We start from the raw sequence: 22,675 nt of genomic DNA on the forward strand, positions 1-22,675 counted from the left end.
GCGATGGTGAAGGTCTGCGCCTGGCTGGAGCCATCGGCACTGGTGGCGGTGACCTCGATATTCACGCTGGCACCGAGGGCTTCACGGTCGATGGCGGCGGCGACGGTGACCACACCGGTGGCGGGATCGATGGCAAACAGGCCGCCGGGATTGCCGGACAGGCTGTAGGTGACGGCATTGGTGGTGGCGTCGGCGTCGCTGGCAAAGGCGGTGATGCCGACCAGGGAGCCGATGGCGATGTTCTCGTCGACGGCATTGGTGGCGGCGTTGGTGTCGGTCGGGGTAGTGACATCGAACTCGTCAACATCGTTGATGGCGATGGTGAAGGTCTGCTCGTCGAAGGCACTGCCATCGGAGACGCGCACCACCACTTCATAGGTGTTGTCGCCGTTGCTGTCGCTCGGGCTTTCCCGGTTGGGCGCGTTGACAAACGACAGGGCGCCGGTGTTGGGATTGATGGTGAAGAGTCCTGCATCGGCGCCACCGACTATGGTGTAGGTCAGCAGCGCACCGACGTCCGGGTCACTGGCCGTCACTGTGGTGACCACAGTGGTGTTTTCGTCGATGGCCAGAGCCGCCGAGCTGCCCCCCCCGTCGGAGGTGATGGTGGGGCCGTTGTTCTGCACACCGAGGAAGTCGGTGTTGCTCAGGTCCTTGAGACCGTCGAGTTTGATCACCAGATCGGCCTGGCCGTCGCCGTTGGTATCGGCCTTGATGTAGGTGGCATTCTGCCCGGCGTTCTGCTCGTACCAGACACCGTTGATCAGGGAAGTGGTGCCTCCCCACTTGAGGTCGGTGGAACCCAGCAACGGACGCAGGTCGACCTTGTCGTTGTCCGGGTTGGCGTCACGCACACCGGAAAAGTCACGGATAGTATCCATCCCGCCACTATTGGATTCCATCGCGCTCTGGTAGACGAAGAGGTCATTGCCGCTACCGCCGCTCAGCAAATCGGCGCCATTGCCGCCCTGGATGGTATCGTCACCACCTTCACCGTAGACGGTGTCGTTGCCGTTGCCGGCATAGATAGAGTCGTTGCCGCCACTTGCATGACCATCGCCGTTGTCGCCATAGATGGTCTCCGAGCCATTGCCGCCGTAGATGGTGTCGCTGCCGGCGATGGCTCGGCTCTGCTGCCGGTAGTCATCCCAGCCGTCGCCGTAGATGACGTCGTTACCGTTCTCGCTGTTGACGAGCGATGTCCCGATGACGTCGTTGCCGGATCCACCATAGACGAGGTCCTGGCCGTTGCCGCCGGAGAGGATATCGTCCCCGAGCCCGCCGTAGAGGGTATCCTCGCCGTTGCCGCCCAGCAGGGTGTCGCTCCCGCTGCCGCCGTCGAGCATGTCACTGCCATTGCCTCCATCTATGAGGTCGGCTCCTGTGCCGCCAATGAGCGAATCGTTTTTATTGGTGCCGCTGATGTCAGCCATGGGTCTGCTCCTTCAGAAAGCGGGAAGATGATTCGGTATGGAGACAAGATCGCCGTCCTGGCCATCTGCTCTTGTACCGCGTAACACTTCATCTGGTGCAACTGTCGGGGATCTCTTTCACCAGCAGTTGCAGGTCTTTGATTTTGATGGCCATACCGGTGAGAGGGCCGTCCTGGTCTCGCCGCACTATCTGCCCGCAACACCGGATCTTCATGGCACCGTGCGTCACCCCGGGATCGAGATCGAAGCAGACATTACTCACTTCGTTCTCAGGCGTGGCAGCCTCCTCGAATTGCAGGTAGCAGCCCCCGATGCTGATGTCCCGGGTGAACCCTGTCTGGCCCGAGAGCCGGACAGGTATCACCGTCCTGATGCGATCATGCTGGCGAGCATGGATATATGTGGGTGTTGTCATGCCGATTAGCCTAGGCCAGAAGGGGAAGATGAAAAATGGAAGAATCAGACCGATTTATGTGGGACAAAGTGACGGTCGACCCAGGACAAAACCAGGATATTTCGACTAATTTGAGAGGGGACCATTGTCAGGCAGGATGCCTGTCACGTTGTCGTAGGCGTTGGGGAGCAGGGTATGGATACCAGAATCAATGTCATCGTGATCTGCGACTTGCCGATAGTCGCATGGGGTTTGCGCGGGGCCATTAATGCACAGCCCAACGAGATGAACGTCATCGCCTGCGTGGCCGATCCCGTCGATGCCGTGCAGTGGATGGTGCCAGGCAAGACGTGTGTCGTCCTGTTTGATCTGGATGGTCGAAATGGCATCGACCAAATACCTTCCCTGCTGTGCGATACCCACGTTCGCGTGCTGGTGATCGCCACAGCGGAGGGCACTGAACTGCAGGAGAGAGCGGTATTGGCCGGGGCCTGCGGCGCCATCAGCAAGCGGGAACCGGTGGAGGTGCTGTACAAGGCCATCCGCAAGGTGCACGGGGGTGAGTACTGGGTCGATCGCGCCGCCACCGAGCGGATCCTGATGGCCATCGCGAGGGAGAAGGGGGCTCACCATGGCGAGCAGGCGAAGATAGCGCGGCTGACCCGCAAGGAGAGACTGACCATCGCGGCCATTACCCTGGGCGTTGATGCCAATACCCTCGAGATCGCGCGGCGCCTCAACATCAGTGAGCACACCCTGCGCAATCACCTGACATCCATTTATGCCAAGTTGGGCATTCGCAATCGAATGGGCCTCTATGCCTATGCACAGAAGCATGCGCTGACAGAGCAAGGCTCCCAGACCTGAAATGCTTGTCGGCCTCCCAAGGCAGCGATGCTCTGCCGCAGGCCACCGGGGCCCGCGTGATGAAGGGGCCGGGCGCCCTTGTCGAGTGGAGAGTCAGCTATGGCCTTGGCAAGAGGAGGAGGACATGGATGGCTGTGGGCAGGGGAAGGGCCATCAGAGTTCGTGGGCGTGGAATCCCTTGCGATAACGGGTCTCGCAGCGCGGGCAGCGTTGCAGGCTGGGATCCTGATCCAACTGCTCGATGGCGAGCGGCTCCTCGCAATCGGAGCAGAGGCCATAGAGACCCAGTTCCATCTGGCAGAGCGCCGCGTCGAGGCGTTTCAGCCGTGCCACGCTCGACTCCACCTTGGGCAAGTCGAGGCGACTGGTCAGGTCCACCAGCTGATCCCGCTCGCAGGATGCCACCTTCTGTGCCCAGTCGTCACGTCGACAGGCCTTGAGCTGAGTAATCAGCGCTTCTCTTGTTTGTGCCCAATCGGTCAGCAGGCGCTCACGCCATTCGGCCAACCGGGCTTGCGTCACTTCACACACAACAGCCCCCAAAGACGAGTGATAAAACTCGGCCAGTATAGGGAAAGCCGCGGTTTATCAAGATGACATGAGTCAAGTTAACCGCGCTTTGACGCGTTTTTCCGGCAGGTGTCGTGGCTTGCCGGTGATCACGTAGAGCACCCCCACCACCAGGCAGACGACACCGAGCAGGGTGCTCATGGTAGGCATGATCCCGCGCAGCATGAAGGCGTAGAGCAGCCCCGCCAGGGTTTCGAACACGATGAGCGGTCCCACCAGCACGGTCGGCAGACGCTGGCTCGCCTCGTTCCAGCACAGGGTGCCGAGCCAGGAGCAAAAGAGCCCTACCGCCCCCATCAGCAGCACGAAGCGCAGGGGCGTCGGCCCGAAGGGCAGGGGAAAGTCCGGTGCGCTCAGGGCGAGATGACCGAGACTGCCGAGGTAGGCAATGAGCGCCACCGGCAGGGTCACCAGTCCCTGAGCCGTGGCCCAGACGACCGGGCTGCGGCTCGGGTGCTCGCGTAGCCAGCGGGCGTTGCGCAGGGGATACCAGGTCCAGCACAGCACGGCGGCCACCGCCAGGGCGAGCCCGAACAGCTGCTCGGTGCGCGCCTCTGCCTGCCAGGTCAACTCGGCGTGGTTGACCAGATAGAGGCCGGTCCCCATCAGCAGCAGGGCCGGGTAGAGGCGGGCGCGGGAGAGGCGGCCGTCCCGTGCGCCATAGAGGCAGTTGGCGGCCAGGGCCGTCACCACTGGCAGGGTGCCGATGATCATGGCTGCCAGCGGCGAGCCGATGCGCAAGATGGCCCCCGAGAGGCAAAAGTAGTAGATGAGGTTCCCCACCAGGGTGAGGGCGAGTGCCTCGCGCCAATCGCTGGCCGAGAGGGCCGCCAGGCGTTTGCGGGCCTGCCAGGCGAACGGCAGCACGATGAGGCCGAAGGCGAGGTAGCGGCCGCTGGCGAGCAGGGCGGGGGGATAGCCGTCGACCAGCAGGGGGGCGACGAAGATGAGCCCCCACATCAGGCCGGCCAGCAGGGCAAACAAGACTCCGAGCAACATTTTCTATTTCCGGTGGAGAAGAAGGAGGCCAGCCTAGCAGGCGGGGAAGGGCGGCGTATTGAACCAGATTGCGCTTTAGCGGCCGGCCTGCACCTGTTTCTGGTAGCGCACCGGGGTGGTGCCATAGCGGCGCAGGAAGGCGCGGTTGAGATGTGACTGATCGGCCAGACCACAGGCGGCGGCCACCTCGGCGGCAGGCAGGCCGGCGGCCAGCCACCCCTTGGCGCGCTGCAGGCGGATGGCCATCAGCATCTGCTGGGGGGTGACGTGAAAGCGGGACTTGAAGCTGCGCTGGAAGTGATAGGGGCTGAGGTTCACCGCACCGGCCAGCTCGGTCAGGGTGATGGGGCGGGCGAAGTACGCCTGCATATAGTCGATGGCGCGGCCCAGAGGATGGGCTGCTTCGCGCGGGGCCGCCAGGGCCCGGGCGTGGGGGCGCAGGGTGTCGCACACGCTCAGCAGCAGGCCGTCGGCGGCGAGATCGCTGTCACAGTGCCAGAGGGCGTCCAGGGTCGCTTGCAGGACGGGGGCTGCGTGCGGGTCGCTTCGCACTGCCTCGGCGAAATACCAGCCGCGCTCGCCGCTGATGGCCTCGAGCCGATCGGCGGGCAGGTAGAGCATCCGATAGCGCCACCCCTGCTCGCAGGCAGCCTCGCCCGTGTGCAGCTCATCGGGGTTCATCAGTACCAGGCTGCCGGGGCCCGCCAGGAGCTGGCTGCCACGATAGCGAAAACGCTCGGCGCCATACTCGATGACACCGAGGCCAAACCCCTCGTGGCTATGGGGATCGAAGGTGTGGTGCTGGATGTGGGCGCGGTAGAGCTCGGTCGCAGGCTGCCCAGGCAGGGCGCGAAAATCGGCCCTGTCGTGCTGATGGGTAAATGTGATCGGTACTCCCTGCATCCTGACCTCCTGTCATTGAGCCTTCATCATAGGGTGCCGTGGGGCGGCGGCCAAGACTAGGCCCGTGCGGCGCACTCACGCTCGAGGGCGATACGGATCTCGTCCGCGGTCTTGATGGTGCGGATGCGGCGAAACAGCTCGTCGGCCTGGGGGTATTCCCGCACTATGTAGGAGAACCACTGCTTGATGCGGCTGGGGTAGTAATCGGCCTTCTCGCTCGCCAGATCCTGCTCGGTATAGGTCACCATCAGCTGCAGCACCTCGGCCCAGCTCATGTGGGCACAGCCGGTTTTCATCACGTTGGCCAGGTTGGGCAGGGAGATGGCACCGCGGCCCACCATGAGAGCGTCGCAGCCGGAGACGCCGGCGCAGGCGAGGGCATCCTTGTGATCCCATATCTCGCCATTGGCGGTCACCGGAATGGGCAGGGCGCGGCGGATGAGATCAACGTATTCCCAGTGCGCCGGCGCCTTGTAGCCTTCCCGCTTGGTGCGGGCATGGACAGCGAGCTCGTTGGCGCCCCCCTGATAGACCGCCTGGGCGTTGTCCATGTAGAGCTCCTTGTCGTCGTACCCCAGACGGATCTTGGCGCTCACCGGCAGGTGGGCAGGGACGGCTTCGCGCACCGCCTTGACGATGCGGTAGACGGTCTCTGGCTCCTTGAGCAGTACGGCCCCCCCCTTGCTCTTGTTGACTGTGGGGGCGGGGCAGCCGAAGTTGAGATCGACCCCGGGGGAGCCGAGTTCGATGGCGCGCACCGCATTTTCCGCCAGCCATTCGGGGTGCTGGCCCAGCAGCTGCACCCGCACCGGGGTGCCGGCGCGGGTCTTGCCATCCTGCTTGAGTTCGGGGCAGAGGCGATAGAACACCTTGGCGGGCAGCAGCTGATCGACGACCCGAATGAATTCGCTGACACAGAGGTCGTAATCGTTGACGGAGGTGAGTACCTCCCGCATCAGGTGATCCAGCACCCCCTGCATGGGGGCCAAAATAACGCGCATAGCTGCTTCCGAAGACAAGGGGAGAAAAAAGAGCGCAGATTGTAGTGGCAATGGGCGGCGTTGTCAGCCGTCTGCCCGCTCGATGAGCCTAATCGACTGCCGCTGCATGGGCCGGGCTGTCAGCTTTTGGGCCAACTCTGTTAGGCTAAAGGCAGAGATGCATTCAGAGGAGTACCCATGAAACGCTGGTGTCTGATGGCCCTGGGCTGGCTCGCCTTCGCCACCGGGATAGTCGGGATAGTCCTGCCCCTGTTGCCGACCACCCCCTTCATGTTGCTGGCGGCGGCCCTGTTTGCTCGCTCGTCCCCCCGTTTTCACCGCTGGCTGCTGGCACACCCCTGGTTCGGGCCCCCCATCCATGACTGGCAGCTATATCGCGGCATTCGGCGCCATGCCAGACGCCGTGCCATCGTCTTCATCCTGCTCTCCTTCTCGGTGTCGCTGATGGTGGTGCCGTTGCCCTGGGTGAGGCTGCTGCTGGTTGTCATAATGGTGATCCTGCTCACCTGGTTAATGCGTCTGCCGGTGCTGGAGCCAGTTGCAATGGAGAAGTGAAATCCCTAAGCTATCGCGGCAATAATGCTATGGAGTCGGCCTGTCATTTTTTGCATGACGGGCCTTTTTATTGCCCGCTGGCGGGCAGCGCAAGAGACGCCACGCCTGGGCTCAAAAATAAGCGGTCAAATAATGAATCCGGATACCCTGAAGTTTATCGAAGCGAGCATCAAGACCATTCCCGACTATCCGAAGCCGGGCATCCTGTTTCGCGACATCACCAGCCTGATCGAGAATGCCGAGGCCTTCAAGGCCACCATCGATCTGCTGGCCGAGCATTATCGTGATCAAGGGATCACCAAGATCGTCGGCACCGAGGCCCGCGGTTTCATCTTCGGCGCCCCGGTGGCCTACGCCATGGGACTGGGCTTTGTGCCGGTTCGCAAGCCGGGCAAGCTGCCCCGCGCCATCATCGAAGAGTCCTATGCCCTCGAGTACGGCACCGATACCCTGCAACTGCACACCGACGCCATCGTGCCCGGTGACAAGGTGCTGGTGGTGGACGATCTACTGGCCACCGGTGGCACCGTCGATGCGACCGTGAAGCTCATTCGCCGCGCCGGCGGTGAAGTCGCCGATGCGGCCTTCATCATCTCCCTGCCGTCGCTGGGCGGTGATGCCCGCCTGACCGCCGCAGGCGTCAAGGTGGTCTCTCTGGTGGAACTCGCAGGCGAGTAATCCCCCTGGCAGGCGGGCCTCGTCAACCCGCCAATGCCCCGAACCGGTGCCTGAATGGGCACCGGTTTGAAAATCAAGCGATCCCTCCCACGGCGGCCGATAGCCCATACAGCCCGCCCTCCATTTGTGTTAGCATCCTGCCTCAATGCCTCGTTTTCCAGCATCGAGATCTATGAGCTATCAGGTTCTGGCGCGTAAATGGCGCCCCCATACATTTGAACAAGTGGTTGGCCAGCAGCATGTGCTGACCGCCTTGACCAATGCCCTTGATCAGGGACGGCTGCATCATGCCTACCTGCTGAGCGGCACCCGCGGGGTCGGCAAGACCACCATCGCCCGCATCCTGGCCAAGAGCCTCAACTGCGAGCAGGGGATCAGCAGCCACCCGTGCGGCGTATGCGACACTTGCCGGGAGATCGATCAGGGCAACTTCGTCGATCTGCTGGAGATCGATGCGGCGTCCCGCACCAAGGTGGAAGACACCCGCGAGCTCTTGGACAACGTGCAGTACCGCCCGGCCCGCGGCCGCTTCAAGGTCTACCTCATCGATGAGGTGCACATGCTGTCGCGTCACAGCTTCAATGCGCTGCTCAAGACCCTGGAAGAGCCGCCTCCCTATGTGAAGTTCCTGCTGGCCACCACGGATCCGCAGAAGCTCCCCATCACCATCTTGTCCCGCTGCCTGCAGTTCCACCTCAAAAGCCTGGATCAGACCCAGATCGCCCGGCAGCTCGAATGGGTGCTGGATCAGGAAGGTCAGCCGTTCGAGCCCCGCGCCCTGCTGGCCCTGGCCAAGGCGGCCGATGGCAGCATGCGCGATGCCCTGAGCCTGACGGATCAGGCGTTGGCCCATGGCAACGGCAGCGTGCGTCTGGAGAGCGTGCTGACCATGCTGGGGACGCTGGATCATCACCACCTGCACCAGTTGCTGGAGGCTGTGCTGCGCCAGGATGCGCCGGCCACCATGGCCAAGATCACCGAAATCGCCACCCTGGGGCCGGACTTCGATCAGCTCCACGCCGAACTGGAAGCCTTGCTCCATCGCGTCGCCATGGCCCAGTTGCTTCCTGCCAGCGTGCAGGAGCAGGGGGCGGATGCCGATGCCTTGCTGCAGCTGGCGGGGGCCATGAGCCCGGAAGAGGTGCAGCTCTGCTACCAGATAGTGCTGGGGGGGCGCAAGGACTTGCCCTGGGCGCCCGATGGCCGCACCGCGCTGGAGATGACCTGCCTGAGGATGCTGGCGTTCTCGCCGCGCCGCGAGGCGGTGCATCCCGCCAATCTGAGCGCCTTGCCCGTGTCCATGGGCGCACAACCCGGGGCGGGGAGGGAGGCAGTCTCGGCCCTGCCGGGAAAGCCGTCAGGGGCTGAGCCAGCCCCGCATCAGGCCGCGACAGCGGCCGGCACGGCCGCGCCCGTAGCCCAGACGCCGACAGCGCCGCTCTTGGCTGTGCAGGAAGATGAGCCGGCTGCCGGCGACGATGAGGCCAGCGCAGCCCTCTTTGCCGAGCAGCAAGAGCTGCTGCAAGCCGCGCAGCAGATGGGGTTCGAGGCGCAGCCGATGCAGCCAGAGTACCAGACCGGTGGCGCCCCCCAGGTACAGGAAGCGCAGCCCCCTGAACCCGAGCAGCCTGTCTCCTCCCATGAGGAGGCCCTACCGACGGAGGCTCCTGCCATAGCCCCGGAACCCGAAGCTGCCCCCTCGGCGGCCTCCAGCATGCAGAGCCTGCTGGGCAAGCGCAATCTGCTGCGCAGCCGGCTGCGGGGCGACGCCGGGGCTGCGACCGTCTCTGCCCCTCCCAGGGCGACGCCAAGCAAACAGGCTGCGCCCGTGGCGACTGCCGCCGTGCAACCAGTGGCGCCAGCACCCTCCGCGCCTGCCAGGCAGGCCGCTGCGGCCCCTGCCGATGCCGGGCCCATGACGGGCTATGAGGATCTGCCACCGCTCGATGCCTATGACGACAGTGGCAGCGATTACGAGGAGTACCTGAGTCAGGGCTTCGGCGACGGGCCGGTCAGTGCCCCTGCGGCGCCAAGGCCGAGTGTTGCGCGGAAGGCCAGTCCCGCCTCGGATGACTTGCCCCCCTGGGATCTGGACGGTGCACCCGCCAGCGCTGCCGCAGCTACCGTCGCCGCGGCGCCGACAACGCCGGTTGCGACGCCTCTTTCTGTGCCCGAAAATGCGCAGCCAACGACGGCCCAGGTGATGGAGACCATCGACTGGGATGAACTGGAGAGTGACGCCCAGCCGGCGGAGGGGGAGGAGATCGCTCGCCTGATCCCCTCTTCCCTGCTGGTCAATTGCGGCGACGCTTGGGCCGAGCTCATCGCCCGCACCGGGGTCGGTGGCCGGCTGCGCCAGCTTGCCATCAACTCGGTGATGACCCGGCAGGGGGAGTTGGTGTCCCTGGTGCTCAAGCCGGAGCAGCGCCATCTGGTCAGCGACAGAGCCCTGGCCGATCTGGCCGAAATCATAGGCCCGGAGTTTGGGCAGGCGGTGCGTGTCGAGGTGACCCTGGGCACGGATCCGGCGCGGGAGACGCCACTCGAGATCGAGCATCGCCTCTATCTGGGGGTACGTGAGCAGGTGAGCCGGGATCTGGCGGACGATCCCAATGTGCAGTTCCTGCAGCAGCGATTCGGCGCCGTGCTCCATCCCGAGAGCATCGAACCTCTGAGTCGCTGAGCGCTATGAGTTAAATCCCATGCCGGGACCCGAGTCCCGGTTGAAAAATCTTTTGGCTGCCCCCATATCCGGGGTAGAACAAGCCCACAGCCCGGCGCTGGATGCCGGATTTCAAGACGAGAGACGACCTATGTTTGGTAAAGGTGGAATGGGTAACCTGATGAAACAGGCCCAACAGATGCAAGAGCGCATGCAGAAGATGCAAGAGCAGCTGGCTCAGATGGAAGTCGTCGGCGAAGCCGGCGCCGGCATGGTCAAGGTCACCATGGCCGGCAGCCACAGCGTGCGCCGTATCGAGATAGACCCGAGTCTGATGGAAGATGACAAGGAGATGCTGGAAGATCTGGTCGCCGCCGCCGTCAATGACGCCGTGCGCCGGGTGGAAGAGCAGAACAAGAGCAAGATGGGCGAGCTGACCGGTGGCATGCAACTGCCCCCAGGCTTCAAGATGCCGTTCTAAGGGTTAAAAGCCTTTCAAATCAAGAAGCCATGACCCATGGCGATGGCGCAGCCGATACGGTTTTCTCCGTGTCAGCTGCGCTTTGTTTTTTCTGGCCTGCCTGCCCGGCATTTGCTTGGCATGGTGACGCAGTCACCAACTCAGCCTCTGGCCAAGGCATGCTGCCTTCCCAAACGCGTTTCTTCGCATCTTTTCTTGTCTTGCTCTGACCCGTGCGATGCCGCCCCGCTATCCGCCATCCTGCATGATCATACTTGCTGGCGTGGAGGATCCCCTGACTCGCCTGTCGAGGGGAGTCACCTGGAAACTCGCCTCGGGTGTATCAGAGGCGGTTGCCAGCATAAGCCGCCGGTAAGCTCACGGGCGCCTTGATCCGACACAGGCACGAGCTCCGGGAGCTGCGTCCCACTTCTGCGGGCCAGATCTGTCTCACGCATAGCATTGGCCGGGGAGGCATGGGGATTGAGGGGGCTGGGGGGAAATGGCGGGAGACAAAAGGCCCCAGTTTCCCGGGGCAGGCATGTGCTACTTGCTGCTCTGGATGGTGGTGTAGCTGTTGATCAGATTGCGATAGTCGGGGATGTGGTTGGCGAACAGGGTACCCAGGCCTTCCACATCGTTGCGCCAGTCGCGGTGCAGTTCACAGGCGGCACCAAACCAGGTCATCAGCTGTGCCCCGGCGGCGGACATCCGATCCCAGGCCGAGTGACGGGTGATTTCATTGAAGGTTCCCGAGGCATCGGTGATGACAAACACCTGGTAGCCTTCCTCGAGTGCGGACAGGGTCGGAAAGGCCACACACACCTCGGTGACGATGCCGGCGATGATCAGCTGCTTTTTGCCGGTGGCCTTGACCGCCTTGACGAACTCCTCGTTATCCCAGGCATTGATCTGCCCTGGGCGGGCAATGTAGGGGGCATCCGGGAAGGTCTCCTTGAGCTCTGTCATCAGTGGGCCGTTGGGCCCGTTTTCGAAACTGGTGGTCAGTATGGTCGGCAGCTCGAAGTACTTGGCCAGTGCGGCCAGCGCCAGGACGTTGTTGCGAAACTTGTCCGGCTCGATGTCACGCACCAGGGAAGAGAGGCCGGCCTGATGATCCACCAGCAGCACGGCAGCATTGTGTTTGTCGAGTTTGACGTAGGGCTTGTTCATGACCTTTCTCCAGGTTTGTTGGCAAAGAGATTAACGCTGGGGGGCCAGCATTTCGTTGTTTTGCAGCGCCATGCGCCGCGGTCGATCAATGGCTGTTGATCGATGATTGTCAGCGTATAAGCGTGGTGCCTGCTTGCTGAGGATGCTTTCCCGATGTTGGCTGTTTAGCGTCCGATCTGGCCAAAGCGGCCACTGTTGTAATCATTGATGGCCTGCACGATCTCTTCCTGGGTGTTCATCACGAAGGGGCCGTGACCGACGATGGGTTCATCGAGGGGGGCGCCATTGAGCAGCAGCAACGTCGTCTCCTCCTCGACATCCATCACCAGTTTGCTGCCGCGGCGATCCATGACTGCCAGCTCGGTGGCGCGGACCGCGTGGCGGTTGCCGAGGCGAATGGTGCCTTTGAGCACAAACAGGGCGGTGGTGTGTCCCTCTGGTAACTCGAGCGTCACCTGGTGATGGGCCCTCAGACGCATGTCCCAGACGTTCATCGGGGTGAAGGTACGGGCAGGGCCGGAGGTGTCGTCCAAGCGACCGGCGATGATGCGCGCTTCACCTGCGCCATCTGGCAGTGCCACCCGAGGGATCTTTCCTGCGGTGATGCCCTGGTAGCCAGGGGCCGTCATTTTGTCTTTGGCGGGCAAGTTCACCCACAGCTGCACCATCTCGAAGGGGCCGCCTGCCTTGGCGAATGCCGGGCTGTGGTACTCCTCGTGGATCAGGCCAGATGCGGCCGTCATCCACTGTACGTCACCCGGACCTATGGTGCCGCCGCCCCCCGAGGAGTCTCTGTGGGAGACCCCCCCCTCGTAGACGATGGTCACGGTTTCGAACCCGCGGTGAGGATGCTGGCCGACGCCGAGTTGATGGGAGGTGGCCGGGAAATTGGCCGGGCCCGCGTAGTCCATCAGCAGGAAGGGGGACATCTCCTCGGCGATGTCGTTATAGGAGAAGATGCTCCTGACCGGAAAGCCGTCACCCACCCAGTGTTGTCCGTTGCTGCGCTTGATAAATGCCAGTTCTTTCATCTCGGTGTCTCCGTTGAATCAATGGACACAGTGTAGAAAGTCGCCATTTACCGGACTAGATGGTTAAATAAGAAAACACTTTCTATTGAGTTGGAAGATGGACTTCAATCAGGTCGTCGTATTCGTCAAGGTCGTACAAGCCGGCAGCTTCAGCGCTGCGGCGCGTCTGCTGGGGTTGCCGACCTCCACCGTCAGCCATCGGGTGGCCATGCTGGAGAAGCGTCTGGGCGTCACCCTCTTGCAGCGGACCACCCGCCGGTTGCATCTGACCGATGCTGGACAGATCTATTTTGACCACGCCTCGGCCGGCTTGGTGCATGTGCTTGACGCCGAGGCGGCGGTGACCGAGGCGCGGGAAGAGCCCTGTGGTCTGCTGCGTATCACGGCGCCCGTTGATATCGGCAACCAGATCCTGTCGTCGATCCTGGGGGAGATGCGTAGCCAGTGGCCAAAGGTCGATGTGGAGTTGGTGTTGATGAACCGCTACGTGGATTTGGTCGCAGAAGGCGTCGATGTCGCCATCCGTACCGGTCCTCTCAAGGACTCGACGCTGATAGCCAAGCAGGTGGGCGTTGCACGCTGGGCCCTGTTTGCGAGTCCGGATTACCTCGCCAGTGCGACGGCGATCGATGCACCGCAGGCGCTACGACAGCATGCCTGCCTGCAGTTCACCCCATTGGGCAAGGAGGCCTGGGTACTCCACGACGGAGCCGCCAACAGCGTGACCGTCTCTCTGGCCCGGCAGACGCTGATCAACGACGTCGGCCTGATCATGACCATGGTCTCGGCCGGAGGGGGGGTGGCATTGTTGCCGTCATACCTGTGTCGTCAGGCCTGCGATGAGGGAGGATTGGTGCCTGTCCTCCCCGAGTGGCATGGCAAGGCGGATCCCATCCATATCGTCTACCCCAGGCAGCGCTTCATGCCTCCCAGGCTGCGCGCCTTCGTGGATCTCGCCACGCTGGCGCTGCGACAATGGCTCGAATGACAGCTCGCCGATGTGGTGGCTGTCAGCCCGCACAAAGAAACAAAGCGCCTGATGGCGCTTTGTTTCTTTGATATCACCTTAGGCTAGTTGAGCCAGCCCATCGTCAGGGCCAGCCGTCCGCACAGGGCGGCCAGCAGGATACCGAGCAGGGTGCGCAGCAGCCAGATCACCACCAGTTGCCCCAGGTTGACCGGGATCTTGGTGGCCAGGATGCAGGGAATGGAGGCGGAGAAGAAGAGCACCGAGCTCACCGAGACCACGGCGGTCACATAGCGTACCAGCAGATCCGCATCCTTGAGCAGAATGGCGGGCAGGAACATCTCCGCCAAGCCGGCCGAGAGCGCTCTTGCAGTTTCCAGCGGTTCCCCCAGATCCAGCAGCCAGGTGAGGGGCCACAGCAGCCAGCCCAACAGATCAAAGAGCGGCGTGTGCTGGGCCAGCAGCAGCCCCAGCAGGCCGACGGACAAGATGGTGGGCACCACGGCGGCAGCCATATAGAGGCCATCTTTGAGGTTGTCCTGCAACTGCCGCAGCACGGGATCTGCCTGGCTGGACTGGGTGAGCCCGGAGGCGAGCGCCGCTTGCCAGCGGCTCATGCCTGCCGGCAGCGGTTCGTCGGTCTCGCCCTGGTGCGCCATGGTGCTGATGGGGGGAACCCGGGCCAGGATGGCGGTGATGACGAAGGTGATCACCAGGGTGGACCAGAAGTAGAAGTTCCAGTGCCCCATCAGGTTGAGGGTCTTGGCCACGATGATCATGAAGGCGGCGGAGACGGTGGAGAAGCCGGTAGCGATGATGACGGCTTCCCGTACCGTGTACTTGCCCGCGAGGAAGACCCGGTTGGTGATGAGCAGCCCTACCGAGTAGCTGCCGACGAAAGATGCGACTGCATCGATGGCGGAGTGACCAGGGGTGCGCCAGAGGGGGCGCATCACCGGCTGCATCAGTACGCCGATAAGCTCCAGCAGGCCGAAGCCGAGCAGGAAGGTAAGGGCCATGGCGCCGATGGGCACGATGAGCCCCACCGACATGGCCAGCTTGTCAAAGAGGAAAGGCAGGCGATCCGGCGTCATCAGCCAGGCGGGGCCCCAGCCTGCCACATACATGATGGCCAGCCCCAGCCCGAGCAGCTTGAACAGGCTCAGCACCCTGTCGATGGGGCGGGCGCGCCAGCGGCCATCCAGCAACGGGCTGATGGCGCCATAGGCGATCAGCAGCAGGATGAGCCCCAGGGCGAGCGGGCGCTGCGCCATCAGGAAGCCCGCCAGGTGATCCACCAGTATGGTGCTGCGGCCCGCGAGCTCGAAGGGCACGAAAAAGATGGCGATGCCGAGCAGGCTGGTCAGCAGCAGTTTGATGCCAGCCCCCGAACGTGCAGGGGCGGTGAGTGCGTGTTCAGGTTCCATTTCCTCTCCTTGTGATCCACATGATCCAATTCCGTTGATGACAGGTATTTGTATATACAATATCTGCCGAAATCGAAAATGGAAACAATAAAGACACTAAAATGCAACATTTGTGAGGGGTGAATTCGTATGAAACCTTCGGTAGGAACATACCGCGGGGAGCGGGTCGGGTAGCGGTCAGGTCGTGCCGACCTTGCCTGTCAAGGCATGAGCCAGGGCAAGGCCGGCAGATACGCAGGAGGGATGCGGTTAAAGATGTTCCATATCGACCAAAAAAACAGGGAACCTGAGCCTGGATTTAAACATCTCTACAATCTTCCTCAAGGTGAATTTTTTATAACTATTTATGAGTTGGTCATAAAGCCTTTGTTCATTTGACTACTTTTCGAGTATCTCATTGCGGAGTAAGATGCCACTTCAATAAAAATAAGAATTAGGAGTTCGGGTGTGAAGGCATTAGAGAAAGAAAGGATATCGCCCTATATCAGCCAGTTATACGAGTGCGGTATTAATGATTCTGACATTAAGTTGGTGGTAGACCAATTTCGCACCGACTTGTCCGGCAGTTCATCCCTGTTTTTATTGCGGGATGATGACAAGAGCGATGGAATAAAGCTCTTTTCAAGCGGGTTGACTGAGGCCCAGCAGCAATTCTATGTGCAACACCATCGCCAGGATGTGTGGTTCAATCATTATCTGGACAAGGGCTGTCAGGGGATCGTCAGCGCCAATACCATTTCCAGCTCGGTGGGGCTGCTGGCCAGTTTTGGTGCCCAGTTTGCGGCGGGCGGCGTCTGCCGCGTGAAGGGGCGGGGTCTTAGCACACTGTGCAGTTACCGCGGCGCCGCCCAGGATGACTTCAGCAGCCGGGATCTCACCTCGCTGACAGAGATCTATTCTGGTCTGGCCGCCTGGAGCCAGCATTATTGGAACCTGCTGGCCCTGGAAACCCAGAACTATCAGCTGCAGCAACTGGTGAAAAACCATAATAAACCCAGCGCCATCATAGATGACAAGGGGCATATTCATTATTCCAATGTGGCGTTCAACCGCATCGCCGATGAAAACGTCGAATTGCGGGCCGTCAATGGTATTTTCTCTTTGCAAAATAAGGAGCAGCAACGCCAGCTCAAGGAGACCTTGAATGGCTTTGCCTATTTGTTGCCAGGTGCCAGCGCCTATATGTCCATTCCCCGTCAGGCCAATCTCAGGCCGCTGCTGATCCAGTGCACTCTGATGAGCGGGCTCAGCCGCTTCGAGCGTTACGTGGAAGTGGTATTGCGCGATCCCGAGCACTCTTTCAATCCCGACATAGAGGCGCTGGCCAGCCTTTATCCCCTCACCATCGGTGAGAAGGAGCTGCTGGTGCTGATGAGCAAGGGATACAGCAGCAACGACATCGCCGAGCTGCGCGGGGTCAAGGTGGAAACCGTGCGTTCCACCCTCAAGGGGGTGTTCAAGAAGACCGACTGCCACAGCCAGAACGAGCTGCTGCTGTTGCTGCAGTCCATCTCCTGATAGGCACGAGCTATGCTTGGTGTGAGCCGGACATAGTGCCCGGCTCGCGCCTCCTGTCGGGAGGCCTGTTGGGGGAAGCGTCATGGAATCACTCAAGGCAAAGGATTATATGCAGACCAAACCCATCACGTTCAGCGCGGACATGATGGTGCAAAATGCGGTCACCAAGTTTCTCAACAGTCATCAGCTCGGCGGCCCCGTTGTGGACAGCCAGGGCCACCTGATTGGCTGGGTGTCCGAGCAGGACTGCATTGCCGTCATGTTGAAAGAGGCCTATCACTGTGAACAGGTGGCCCAGGTCAAGGATGTGATGCGCAAGGAGGTGCTGGCCGTGGGGCCGGACACCAGCATCCTGGATCTGGCGGAGATGATGATGGGCCAAAAGCCGAAGATCTATCCGGTGGTGGAGGAGGGTCGCCTGCTCGGGGTGATCAGCCGGCACAATGTGATGCAGGCCATCCATGCCCAGCTTGGTACCTGCTTCGTGCACCAGGCCCGGGTCTGATCCGGTTTCGCCGGATCATCGAGAGCAGGCCGGGTGCCTGCTCTTTTTATTGTCCGCCGCGTCATTGAACCTGACAGGTGCCGCTTTAAGGCTTGCACCGCCCCCGCTCGCTCTTTAGGATCGCTCCCAGCTTATCGATATGGCCCCTCTGGGCACTTATTTTAAGGAATTCCTACCTTGTCTCTCTCTATCGAGGCGCTGCGCCGCCGTCTCTCTGCCTGCATGAATCTCGACGCCCGTCGCCTTTCCAGTCGCCTGCACGGGGTCAAAAAGCTGCCCGATGCCAAACAGGCCGCCATGCTGGAGACCATCGCCGCTGATTTGGATGTCGCCGAGGCGCGCTATAAGAGCCGGTTGGCGGGCGTGCCTAAGGTGACCTATCCAGGCAATTTACCGGTCAGCCAGAAGCAGGCGGAGATCGCCCGCGCCATCAGCGAGCACCAGGTGGTGATCATCGCCGGTGAAACCGGCTCGGGCAAGACCACCCAGATCCCCAAAATCTGTCTGGCGCTGGGGCGCGGGGTCAAGGGCTATATCGGCCACACCCAGCCGCGGCGTCTGGCGGCCCGCACCGTGGCGGCTCGTATTGCCGAAGAGATGGAGTCCGAACTTGGGCATTACGTGGGTTACAAGGTGCGCTTTACCGATCAGGTGAGCGAGCAGACCCACATCAAGCTGATGACAGACGGTATCCTGCTGGCCGAGATCCAGCACGACCGCATGCTCACCCAGTACGACACCATCATCATCGATGAAGCCCACGAGCGCAGCCTCAACATCGACTTCATCCTGGGCTACTTGAAGCAATTGCTGCCAAAGCGCCCGGATCTCAAGGTGATCATCACCTCGGCCACCATAGACCCGCAGCGCTTCTCCCGCCATTTTAACCAGGCGCCCATCATAGAAGTCTCAGGGCGCACCTACCCGGTGGAGGTGCGCTATCGCCCGCTGTTTGCTGATAAAAAGAGCGGTGACAAGAGCGCAGACAAGAGTGAGGCGCTGGAGGAGCGCGACGAGCTGCAGGGCATCTTCGATGCGGTGGAAGAGCTGGCCCGGGAGGGGCTGGGGGATATCCTTATCTTCATGAACGGCGAGCGGGAGATCCGCGACACCGCCGATGCCCTGCGCAAACTCAACCTGCGCGACACCGAGGTGCTGCCGCTCTACGCCCGCCTCTCCAACGCCGAGCAGAACAAGGTGTTCCAGCAACACGCCGGTCGGCGCATCGTGCTCGCCACCAACGTGGCGGAGACCTCGCTGACGGTGCCGGGCATTCGTTACGTCATCGATCCGGGTACTGCTCGCATCAGCCGCTACTCCTGGCGTACCAAGGTGCAGCGCCTGCCCATCGAGCCGGTTTCCCAGGCCAGCGCCAACCAGCGTAAAGGGCGTTGCGGTCGGGTGGCGGACGGTATCTGTATCCGCCTCTACTCGGAGGAGGATTTCAACAACCGTCCGGCCTTTACCGACCCCGAGATCCTGCGCACCAACCTGGCCTCCGTCATCTTGCAGATGCTGGCACTCGGCCTTGGCAACATGGAGGCCTTCCCCTTCGTCGAGCCACCGGAGTCGCGTCATATCAAGGATGGTTTGACTCTCTTGAAAGAGCTGGAGGCGGTCAGAGAGCTGCCCGGTACCCGCGAGCAAGAACCCAAGCTGCAGCTGACCGAAACCGGTCGTCAGCTTTCGCGTATTCCCCTTGATCCACGTCTGGCGAAGATGGTGATCACGGCGGCGCAAACCGGCTGTCTGAGCGAGGTGATGGTGATCACCGCGGGCCTCAGCATCCAGGATCCCCGCGAGCGGCCCATGGAGAAGAAACAGGCCGCCGACGAGCAGCACAGGCGCTTCGAGGACAAGGATTCCGACTTCCTCGCCTTCGTCAATCTGTGGAATTACCTGAAAGAGCAGCAGGATCTGCTGGGCAGCAACCCGTTCCGCCGCATGTGCCAGAAGGAGTTTCTCTCCTACCTGAGGGTGCGCGAGTGGCAGGACATTCACTTCCAATTGCGCCAGACGGTGAAAGAGTTGGGTTTTAAAGCCAACCAGGAGCCGGCGGATTTCAAGACGGTGCACTGCGCGCTGCTGACCGGCCTCTTGAGCCATATCGGCAACAAGGATCTGGAAAAGCCCGAATTCCTTGGTGCCCGCAACGGTCGCTTCCACCTGTTCCCGGCCTCGGGTCTGTTCAAGAAGCCGCCCAAGTGGGTGATGGCCGCAGAGCTGGTGGAGACCTCCCGCCTCTACGCCCGCATCAACGCCAAGATTGAGCCCGAATGGGTGGAGCCGCTGGCGGCGCACCTCATCAAGCTGCACCACAGCGATCCCCACTGGTCGAAGAAAAACGGCGCCGTCATGGCCAAGGAGAAGGTGACCCTTTACGGCCTGACCCTGGTCAATGAGCGCACCATCAACTTCAGCCGTATCGATCCGGCCCAGTGCCGCGAGCTCTTCATTCGCCGCGCCCTGGTGGAAGGGGACTTCGAAACCCGCCACCGCTTCTTTGGCGAGAACCGCAAGCTCCTGGCCGAGGTGGAGGCGCTGGAGCACAAGTCGCGCCGTCGCGACATCCTGGTGGATGACGAAGATCTGTTCCGCTTTTACGACGCCCGTTTGCCGGAGGACGTCATCTCCGCCCGCCACTTCGACAAGTGGTGGAAGGAAGCGCAAAAGCAGGATCCCGAGCGGCTGAACTTCGAGAAAGAGATGCTGATGAAGGGGGATGCCGCCCACATCAGCGATCTCGACTACCCCAACTTCTGGCAGCAGGGGCGCCTCAAGCTCAAGCTGACCTACCAGTTCGAGCCGGGGGAGGCTGCGGACGGGGTGACGCTGCATATCCCGCTGCCGCTCTTGAACCAGGTGGAGGTGAAAGGGTTCGAATGGCTGATCCCCGGGCTGCGTCATGAGCTGCTGGTCGCCCTCATCAAGTCGATGCCAAAGCCGATGCGCAAGAACTTCGTGCCGGCGCCGAACTACGCCGATGCGCTGCTCGCCACCCTCAATCCCGAGCAGGGCCCGCTGCTGGACGAGATGGAGCGCCAGTTGCGCCGCATGACCGGCGTCACCGTACCCCGCGAATCCTGGGACTGGGCTGCGGTGCCCGATCACCTGAAACTCACCTTCCGGGTGGTGGACGATAGGCATAAGCCTATCGCCGAGGGCAAGGATCTCGAGGCCTTGAAAGAGTCGCTGCGCGGCAAGGTGCAGGAGACCCTCTCCCAGGTGGCGGACGACGATATCGAGCAGTCCGGTCTCACCCTGTGGAGCTTTGGTGAACTGCCTCAGGAGTACAGCCAGAAGCGCAGCGGTTTCGAGGTGAAGGCCTATCCGACCCTGGTGGATCAGAAAGATTCAGTCGCCATCCAGCTGGTGGAGAGCCCGGTGGCCCAGCAGCAGCTGATGTGGGCGGGCCAGCGCCGGCTGGTGCTGCTCAACGTGCCATCCCCCATCAAGTATCTGCAGGAGAAGCTGCCGAACAAGGCCAAGCTCGGGCTCTACTTCAACCCCTTTGGCAAGGTGGCCGAGCTGATTGACGACTGCATCGCCTGTGGCTGTGACAAGCTGATCGAGCAGCACGGTGGCCTGGCCTGGGATGAGGCCGGGTTTGAGTCGCTCAAGGAGTTCGTGCGCGCCGAGCTCAACGATGCGGTGGTGGAGGTGGCCAAGCAGGTGGAGGCCGTGCTGACCCTCTCCCACGAGATCAAAAAGCGGCTCAAGGGCAAGATGCAGCTCGACACCGCCTTTGCCATGTCGGATATCCAGCAGCAGCTCGGCAACCTCATTCACAAGGGGTTTGTCACCGAGACCGGCTGGCAGCGACTGCCTGACTTGCTGCGCTACCTGCGTGCCATCGAGCGGCGCCTCGAGAAACTGGCCATCGATCCCAACCGGGACCGGGTCCATATGCTCAAGGTGCAGAGCGTGGAGAGCGACTACAAGGCGCTGCTCGCCAAGATCCCCAAATCCCAGCCGATCCCGCCGGAGGTGGCCAATATCCGCTGGATGATAGAGGAGCTGCGGGTCTCCTTCTTCGCCCAGCAGTTGGGGACACCCTACCCCATCTCGGATAAACGGGTGCAGAGCGCCATAGCCCAGTGCTAAGCTGCTATGTGTCTGTTTTCTGAGCCATAGTGTGACGAAGAGCGTGGCGAAGAGTGTGGCGATAAGAGCCAGGGAAGCGCAGGAAGGGAGGCCATCACATGCTGGGGATCTGGTTGGGGGTTGCGCTGGTCAACATCAGCGGCTATCAGCCCATTGCGGAGCAAACCTGGGTGCAGCTCAATCCGGAGTACTATCCGGTGCACAGGGCCGTGCCGCCCATCTTCGCCGCCTGGCGGGGCAATCAGTTCCCGCCGCTGGAGCAGAAAAAAAAGAACGGCCGCTGGCAGATCCTGTTTCCTGCCCGTCTGGTGCCCCCCTTCGATCTGTTCGAAGGGGAGGCCCAGCTCTCCAAGGCCTATCTGGCCAGGCTCAAGCGCATCGATGAGATGGCCTATGGCATGGCCCCGCATTCATCCGTGTTGCCCGTCACCACCACCTCTCTCTCTTCTCAGGAACTGGGGGTGGCACCCTTCATCGCCGAGTTCTCCTTGCCGGGGGCGAGTGCGGGGAGGGGACGAATGCCGGAGGCTGAGCCGCTGCTGGCCAACCTGATTGGGCGGGCGGCGCCTATCCCTCAGAGAACCGCCGCTCAGATCGGGGCTGTTCAGATCGCTGCCCTCGGCCAGGGAGCCGAGGGGACCACTCTGACCCTGTCTACGACAGCGGCGGAAGGGGCATCGCGAGTCTGCCACCAGGTCGCGGCGGGGGAGACGCTCTGGCGCATCGCCAGCCAGCTCCAGGCGCAGGTGGGCAGCGGGTCTGATACCTACAGCTATCTGCTGGCGCTGGTGGAGGAGAACCGCCCCGGGATGGGCAAGGGGATAAGGGTACAAACAGGCCAGCGTCTCTATTGCCCCAATGCCGAGACCCTAGCTCGGTTCGACGCCATGAGCCCGGCCCAGCGTCAGCAGCAATTTGCCCGCCTGGAGCAGCAGCGCTGAGCTGCGTTCGGATATGATCTGGTGCCGCGGCAGGGAGGTATGGATGGCGAGTCGCTCGTACCTTGTATCCACCCCAGGCCCATGCTAGTATTCGCGCTCGTTTTGCGAGGTGCTGACCGGTCGCAGTCAACACCATATATTCATCTTAAAAGAGATAACCACTATGTCTTTCGTATTCCAAGCTGAAGTCCGTTCTGACCTGGGGAAAGGTGCGAGCCGCCGCCTGCGTCATGCTGACCAAGTTCCTGCCATCGTTTACGGTGCAGGCAAAGAAGCCGTGTCCGTTACCCTGGACCACAAAAAGCTGATCCTGGCCCAAGAGAAGCCGGAGTTCTACTCCTCCGAGCTGACCCTGGTCATCAACGGCGAAGAAGTAAAAGTAAACGTCAAGGCGATCCAACGTCACCCGGTACGTTACAAGCTGGTTCACCTGGATTTCGTTCGCGTCTAATCGGCAACGAACTTTCCTGTAAAGAGGCCACCCAAT

The 22,675-nt window shown here is 61.8% G+C and carries 20 protein-coding genes; 11 read left to right on the forward strand and 9 right to left on the reverse strand.

Going from position 1 to position 22,675, the window contains the following annotated elements:
• Together KW824_RS00005 and KW824_RS00010 are read right to left on the reverse strand one after the other, a co-directional pair.
• On the reverse strand, window positions 1-1,433 hold a 1,433-nt coding region (locus KW824_RS00005; RefSeq protein WP_218408515.1), incomplete at its 3' end, for a cadherin domain-containing protein.
• An 88-nt stretch (window positions 1,434-1,521) separates the two neighbouring features.
• A complete protein-coding gene (locus KW824_RS00010; RefSeq protein ID WP_218408516.1) occupies window positions 1,522-1,848 on the reverse strand; it encodes a PilZ domain-containing protein in 327 nt (108 codons plus the stop codon).
• A 174-nt stretch (window positions 1,849-2,022) separates the two neighbouring features.
• Here KW824_RS00010 and KW824_RS00015 point away from each other — a divergent pair, with 174 nt between their 5' ends.
• Window positions 2,023-2,694 carry a response regulator transcription factor gene (locus KW824_RS00015; protein ID WP_218408517.1) on the forward strand — a complete coding sequence of 224 codons (672 nt, stop codon included), beginning with the start codon at window positions 2,023-2,025 and terminating at the stop codon, window positions 2,692-2,694.
• 153 nt (window positions 2,695-2,847) lie between these two features.
• Here KW824_RS00015 and KW824_RS00020 read toward each other — a convergent pair whose 3' ends face one another.
• The 4 genes from KW824_RS00020 to dusC form a co-directional block, all read right to left on the reverse strand.
• Window positions 2,848-3,216: an RNA polymerase-binding protein DksA gene (locus tag KW824_RS00020; protein ID WP_043131350.1), complete on the reverse strand. Its 369-nt coding sequence runs from the start codon at window positions 3,214-3,216 to the stop codon at window positions 2,848-2,850.
• Window positions 3,217-3,297: 81 nt separating this feature from the next.
• Window positions 3,298-4,263, reverse strand: coding sequence for a DMT family transporter (locus KW824_RS00025; RefSeq protein WP_218408518.1), 966 nt, complete (start codon window positions 4,261-4,263; stop codon window positions 3,298-3,300).
• 75 nt (window positions 4,264-4,338) lie between these two features.
• Complete coding sequence (locus tag KW824_RS00030; RefSeq protein WP_218408519.1) at window positions 4,339-5,166, reverse strand: AraC family transcriptional regulator; 828 nt, start codon at window positions 5,164-5,166, stop codon at window positions 4,339-4,341.
• Between the two features lie 56 nt (window positions 5,167-5,222).
• Entirely contained in the window at window positions 5,223-6,167 is a 945-nt protein-coding gene (gene dusC, locus KW824_RS00035) for a tRNA dihydrouridine(16) synthase DusC (RefSeq protein WP_218408520.1), read from the reverse strand.
• A gap of 177 nt (window positions 6,168-6,344) precedes the next feature.
• Between dusC and KW824_RS00040 the strand changes: the two genes are divergently transcribed.
• The 4 genes from KW824_RS00040 (at window position 6,345) to KW824_RS00055 (ending at window position 10,543) form a co-directional block, all read left to right on the forward strand.
• Window positions 6,345-6,722: a YbaN family protein gene (locus KW824_RS00040; RefSeq protein ID WP_139750892.1), complete on the forward strand. Its 378-nt coding sequence runs from the start codon at window positions 6,345-6,347 to the stop codon at window positions 6,720-6,722.
• 132 nt (window positions 6,723-6,854) lie between these two features.
• Window positions 6,855-7,400 carry an adenine phosphoribosyltransferase gene (gene apt / locus KW824_RS00045; protein ID WP_005327012.1) on the forward strand — a complete coding sequence of 182 codons (546 nt, stop codon included), beginning with the start codon at window positions 6,855-6,857 and terminating at the stop codon, window positions 7,398-7,400.
• A gap of 172 nt (window positions 7,401-7,572) precedes the next feature.
• Window positions 7,573-10,083, forward strand: coding sequence for a DNA polymerase III subunit gamma/tau (gene dnaX / locus KW824_RS00050; RefSeq protein ID WP_218408521.1), 2,511 nt, complete (start codon window positions 7,573-7,575; stop codon window positions 10,081-10,083).
• A gap of 130 nt (window positions 10,084-10,213) precedes the next feature.
• A complete protein-coding gene (locus tag KW824_RS00055) occupies window positions 10,214-10,543 on the forward strand; it encodes a YbaB/EbfC family nucleoid-associated protein (protein ID WP_011706069.1) in 330 nt (109 codons plus the stop codon).
• A 525-nt stretch (window positions 10,544-11,068) separates the two neighbouring features.
• Here the strand turns inward: KW824_RS00055 and ycaC are convergent.
• Complete coding sequence (gene ycaC / locus KW824_RS00060; protein ID WP_043131365.1) at window positions 11,069-11,695, reverse strand: isochorismate family cysteine hydrolase YcaC; 627 nt, start codon at window positions 11,693-11,695, stop codon at window positions 11,069-11,071.
• A 164-nt stretch (window positions 11,696-11,859) separates the two neighbouring features.
• A complete protein-coding gene (locus KW824_RS00065; protein ID WP_218408522.1) occupies window positions 11,860-12,726 on the reverse strand; it encodes a pirin family protein in 867 nt (288 codons plus the stop codon).
• Window positions 12,727-12,823: 97 nt separating this feature from the next.
• Between KW824_RS00065 and KW824_RS00070 the strand changes: the two genes are divergently transcribed.
• Window positions 12,824-13,714: a LysR family transcriptional regulator gene (locus tag KW824_RS00070; RefSeq protein WP_218408523.1), complete on the forward strand. Its 891-nt coding sequence runs from the start codon at window positions 12,824-12,826 to the stop codon at window positions 13,712-13,714.
• Window positions 13,715-13,797: 83 nt separating this feature from the next.
• On the opposite strand, the gene KW824_RS00075 is transcribed toward KW824_RS00070, so the two are convergent.
• Complete coding sequence (locus KW824_RS00075; RefSeq protein ID WP_218408524.1) at window positions 13,798-15,120, reverse strand: YjiH family protein; 1,323 nt, start codon at window positions 15,118-15,120, stop codon at window positions 13,798-13,800.
• A gap of 447 nt (window positions 15,121-15,567) precedes the next feature.
• Here KW824_RS00075 and KW824_RS00080 point away from each other — a divergent pair, with 447 nt between their 5' ends.
• From KW824_RS00080 to rplY, 5 genes are all read left to right on the forward strand, one after another.
• On the forward strand, window positions 15,568-16,638 hold the full coding sequence (locus tag KW824_RS00080; protein ID WP_171268967.1) for a helix-turn-helix transcriptional regulator: 1,071 nt from the start codon (window positions 15,568-15,570) through the stop codon (window positions 16,636-16,638).
• An 82-nt stretch (window positions 16,639-16,720) separates the two neighbouring features.
• The gene (locus tag KW824_RS00085) at window positions 16,721-17,143 is read left to right on the forward strand and encodes a CBS domain-containing protein (protein WP_005325086.1); all 423 of its coding nucleotides are present in this window, start codon (window positions 16,721-16,723) and stop codon (window positions 17,141-17,143) included.
• Between the two features lie 177 nt (window positions 17,144-17,320).
• Complete coding sequence (hrpA, locus tag KW824_RS00090; RefSeq protein WP_218408525.1) at window positions 17,321-21,247, forward strand: ATP-dependent RNA helicase HrpA; 3,927 nt, start codon at window positions 17,321-17,323, stop codon at window positions 21,245-21,247.
• A gap of 98 nt (window positions 21,248-21,345) precedes the next feature.
• Window positions 21,346-22,188 (forward strand): hypothetical protein, encoded by an 843-nt coding sequence (locus KW824_RS00095; RefSeq protein ID WP_218408526.1) that lies wholly within the window; start codon window positions 21,346-21,348, stop codon window positions 22,186-22,188.
• A gap of 163 nt (window positions 22,189-22,351) precedes the next feature.
• Window positions 22,352-22,639 carry a 50S ribosomal protein L25 gene (gene rplY / locus KW824_RS00100; RefSeq protein WP_041205748.1) on the forward strand — a complete coding sequence of 96 codons (288 nt, stop codon included), beginning with the start codon at window positions 22,352-22,354 and terminating at the stop codon, window positions 22,637-22,639.
• Window positions 22,640-22,675: the final 36 nt, after the last annotated feature.

The organism is Aeromonas sp. sif0611, from assembly GCF_019218845.1.
In the GTDB taxonomy this organism is placed as follows: Bacteria; Pseudomonadota; Gammaproteobacteria; order Enterobacterales; family Aeromonadaceae; genus Aeromonas; species Aeromonas media.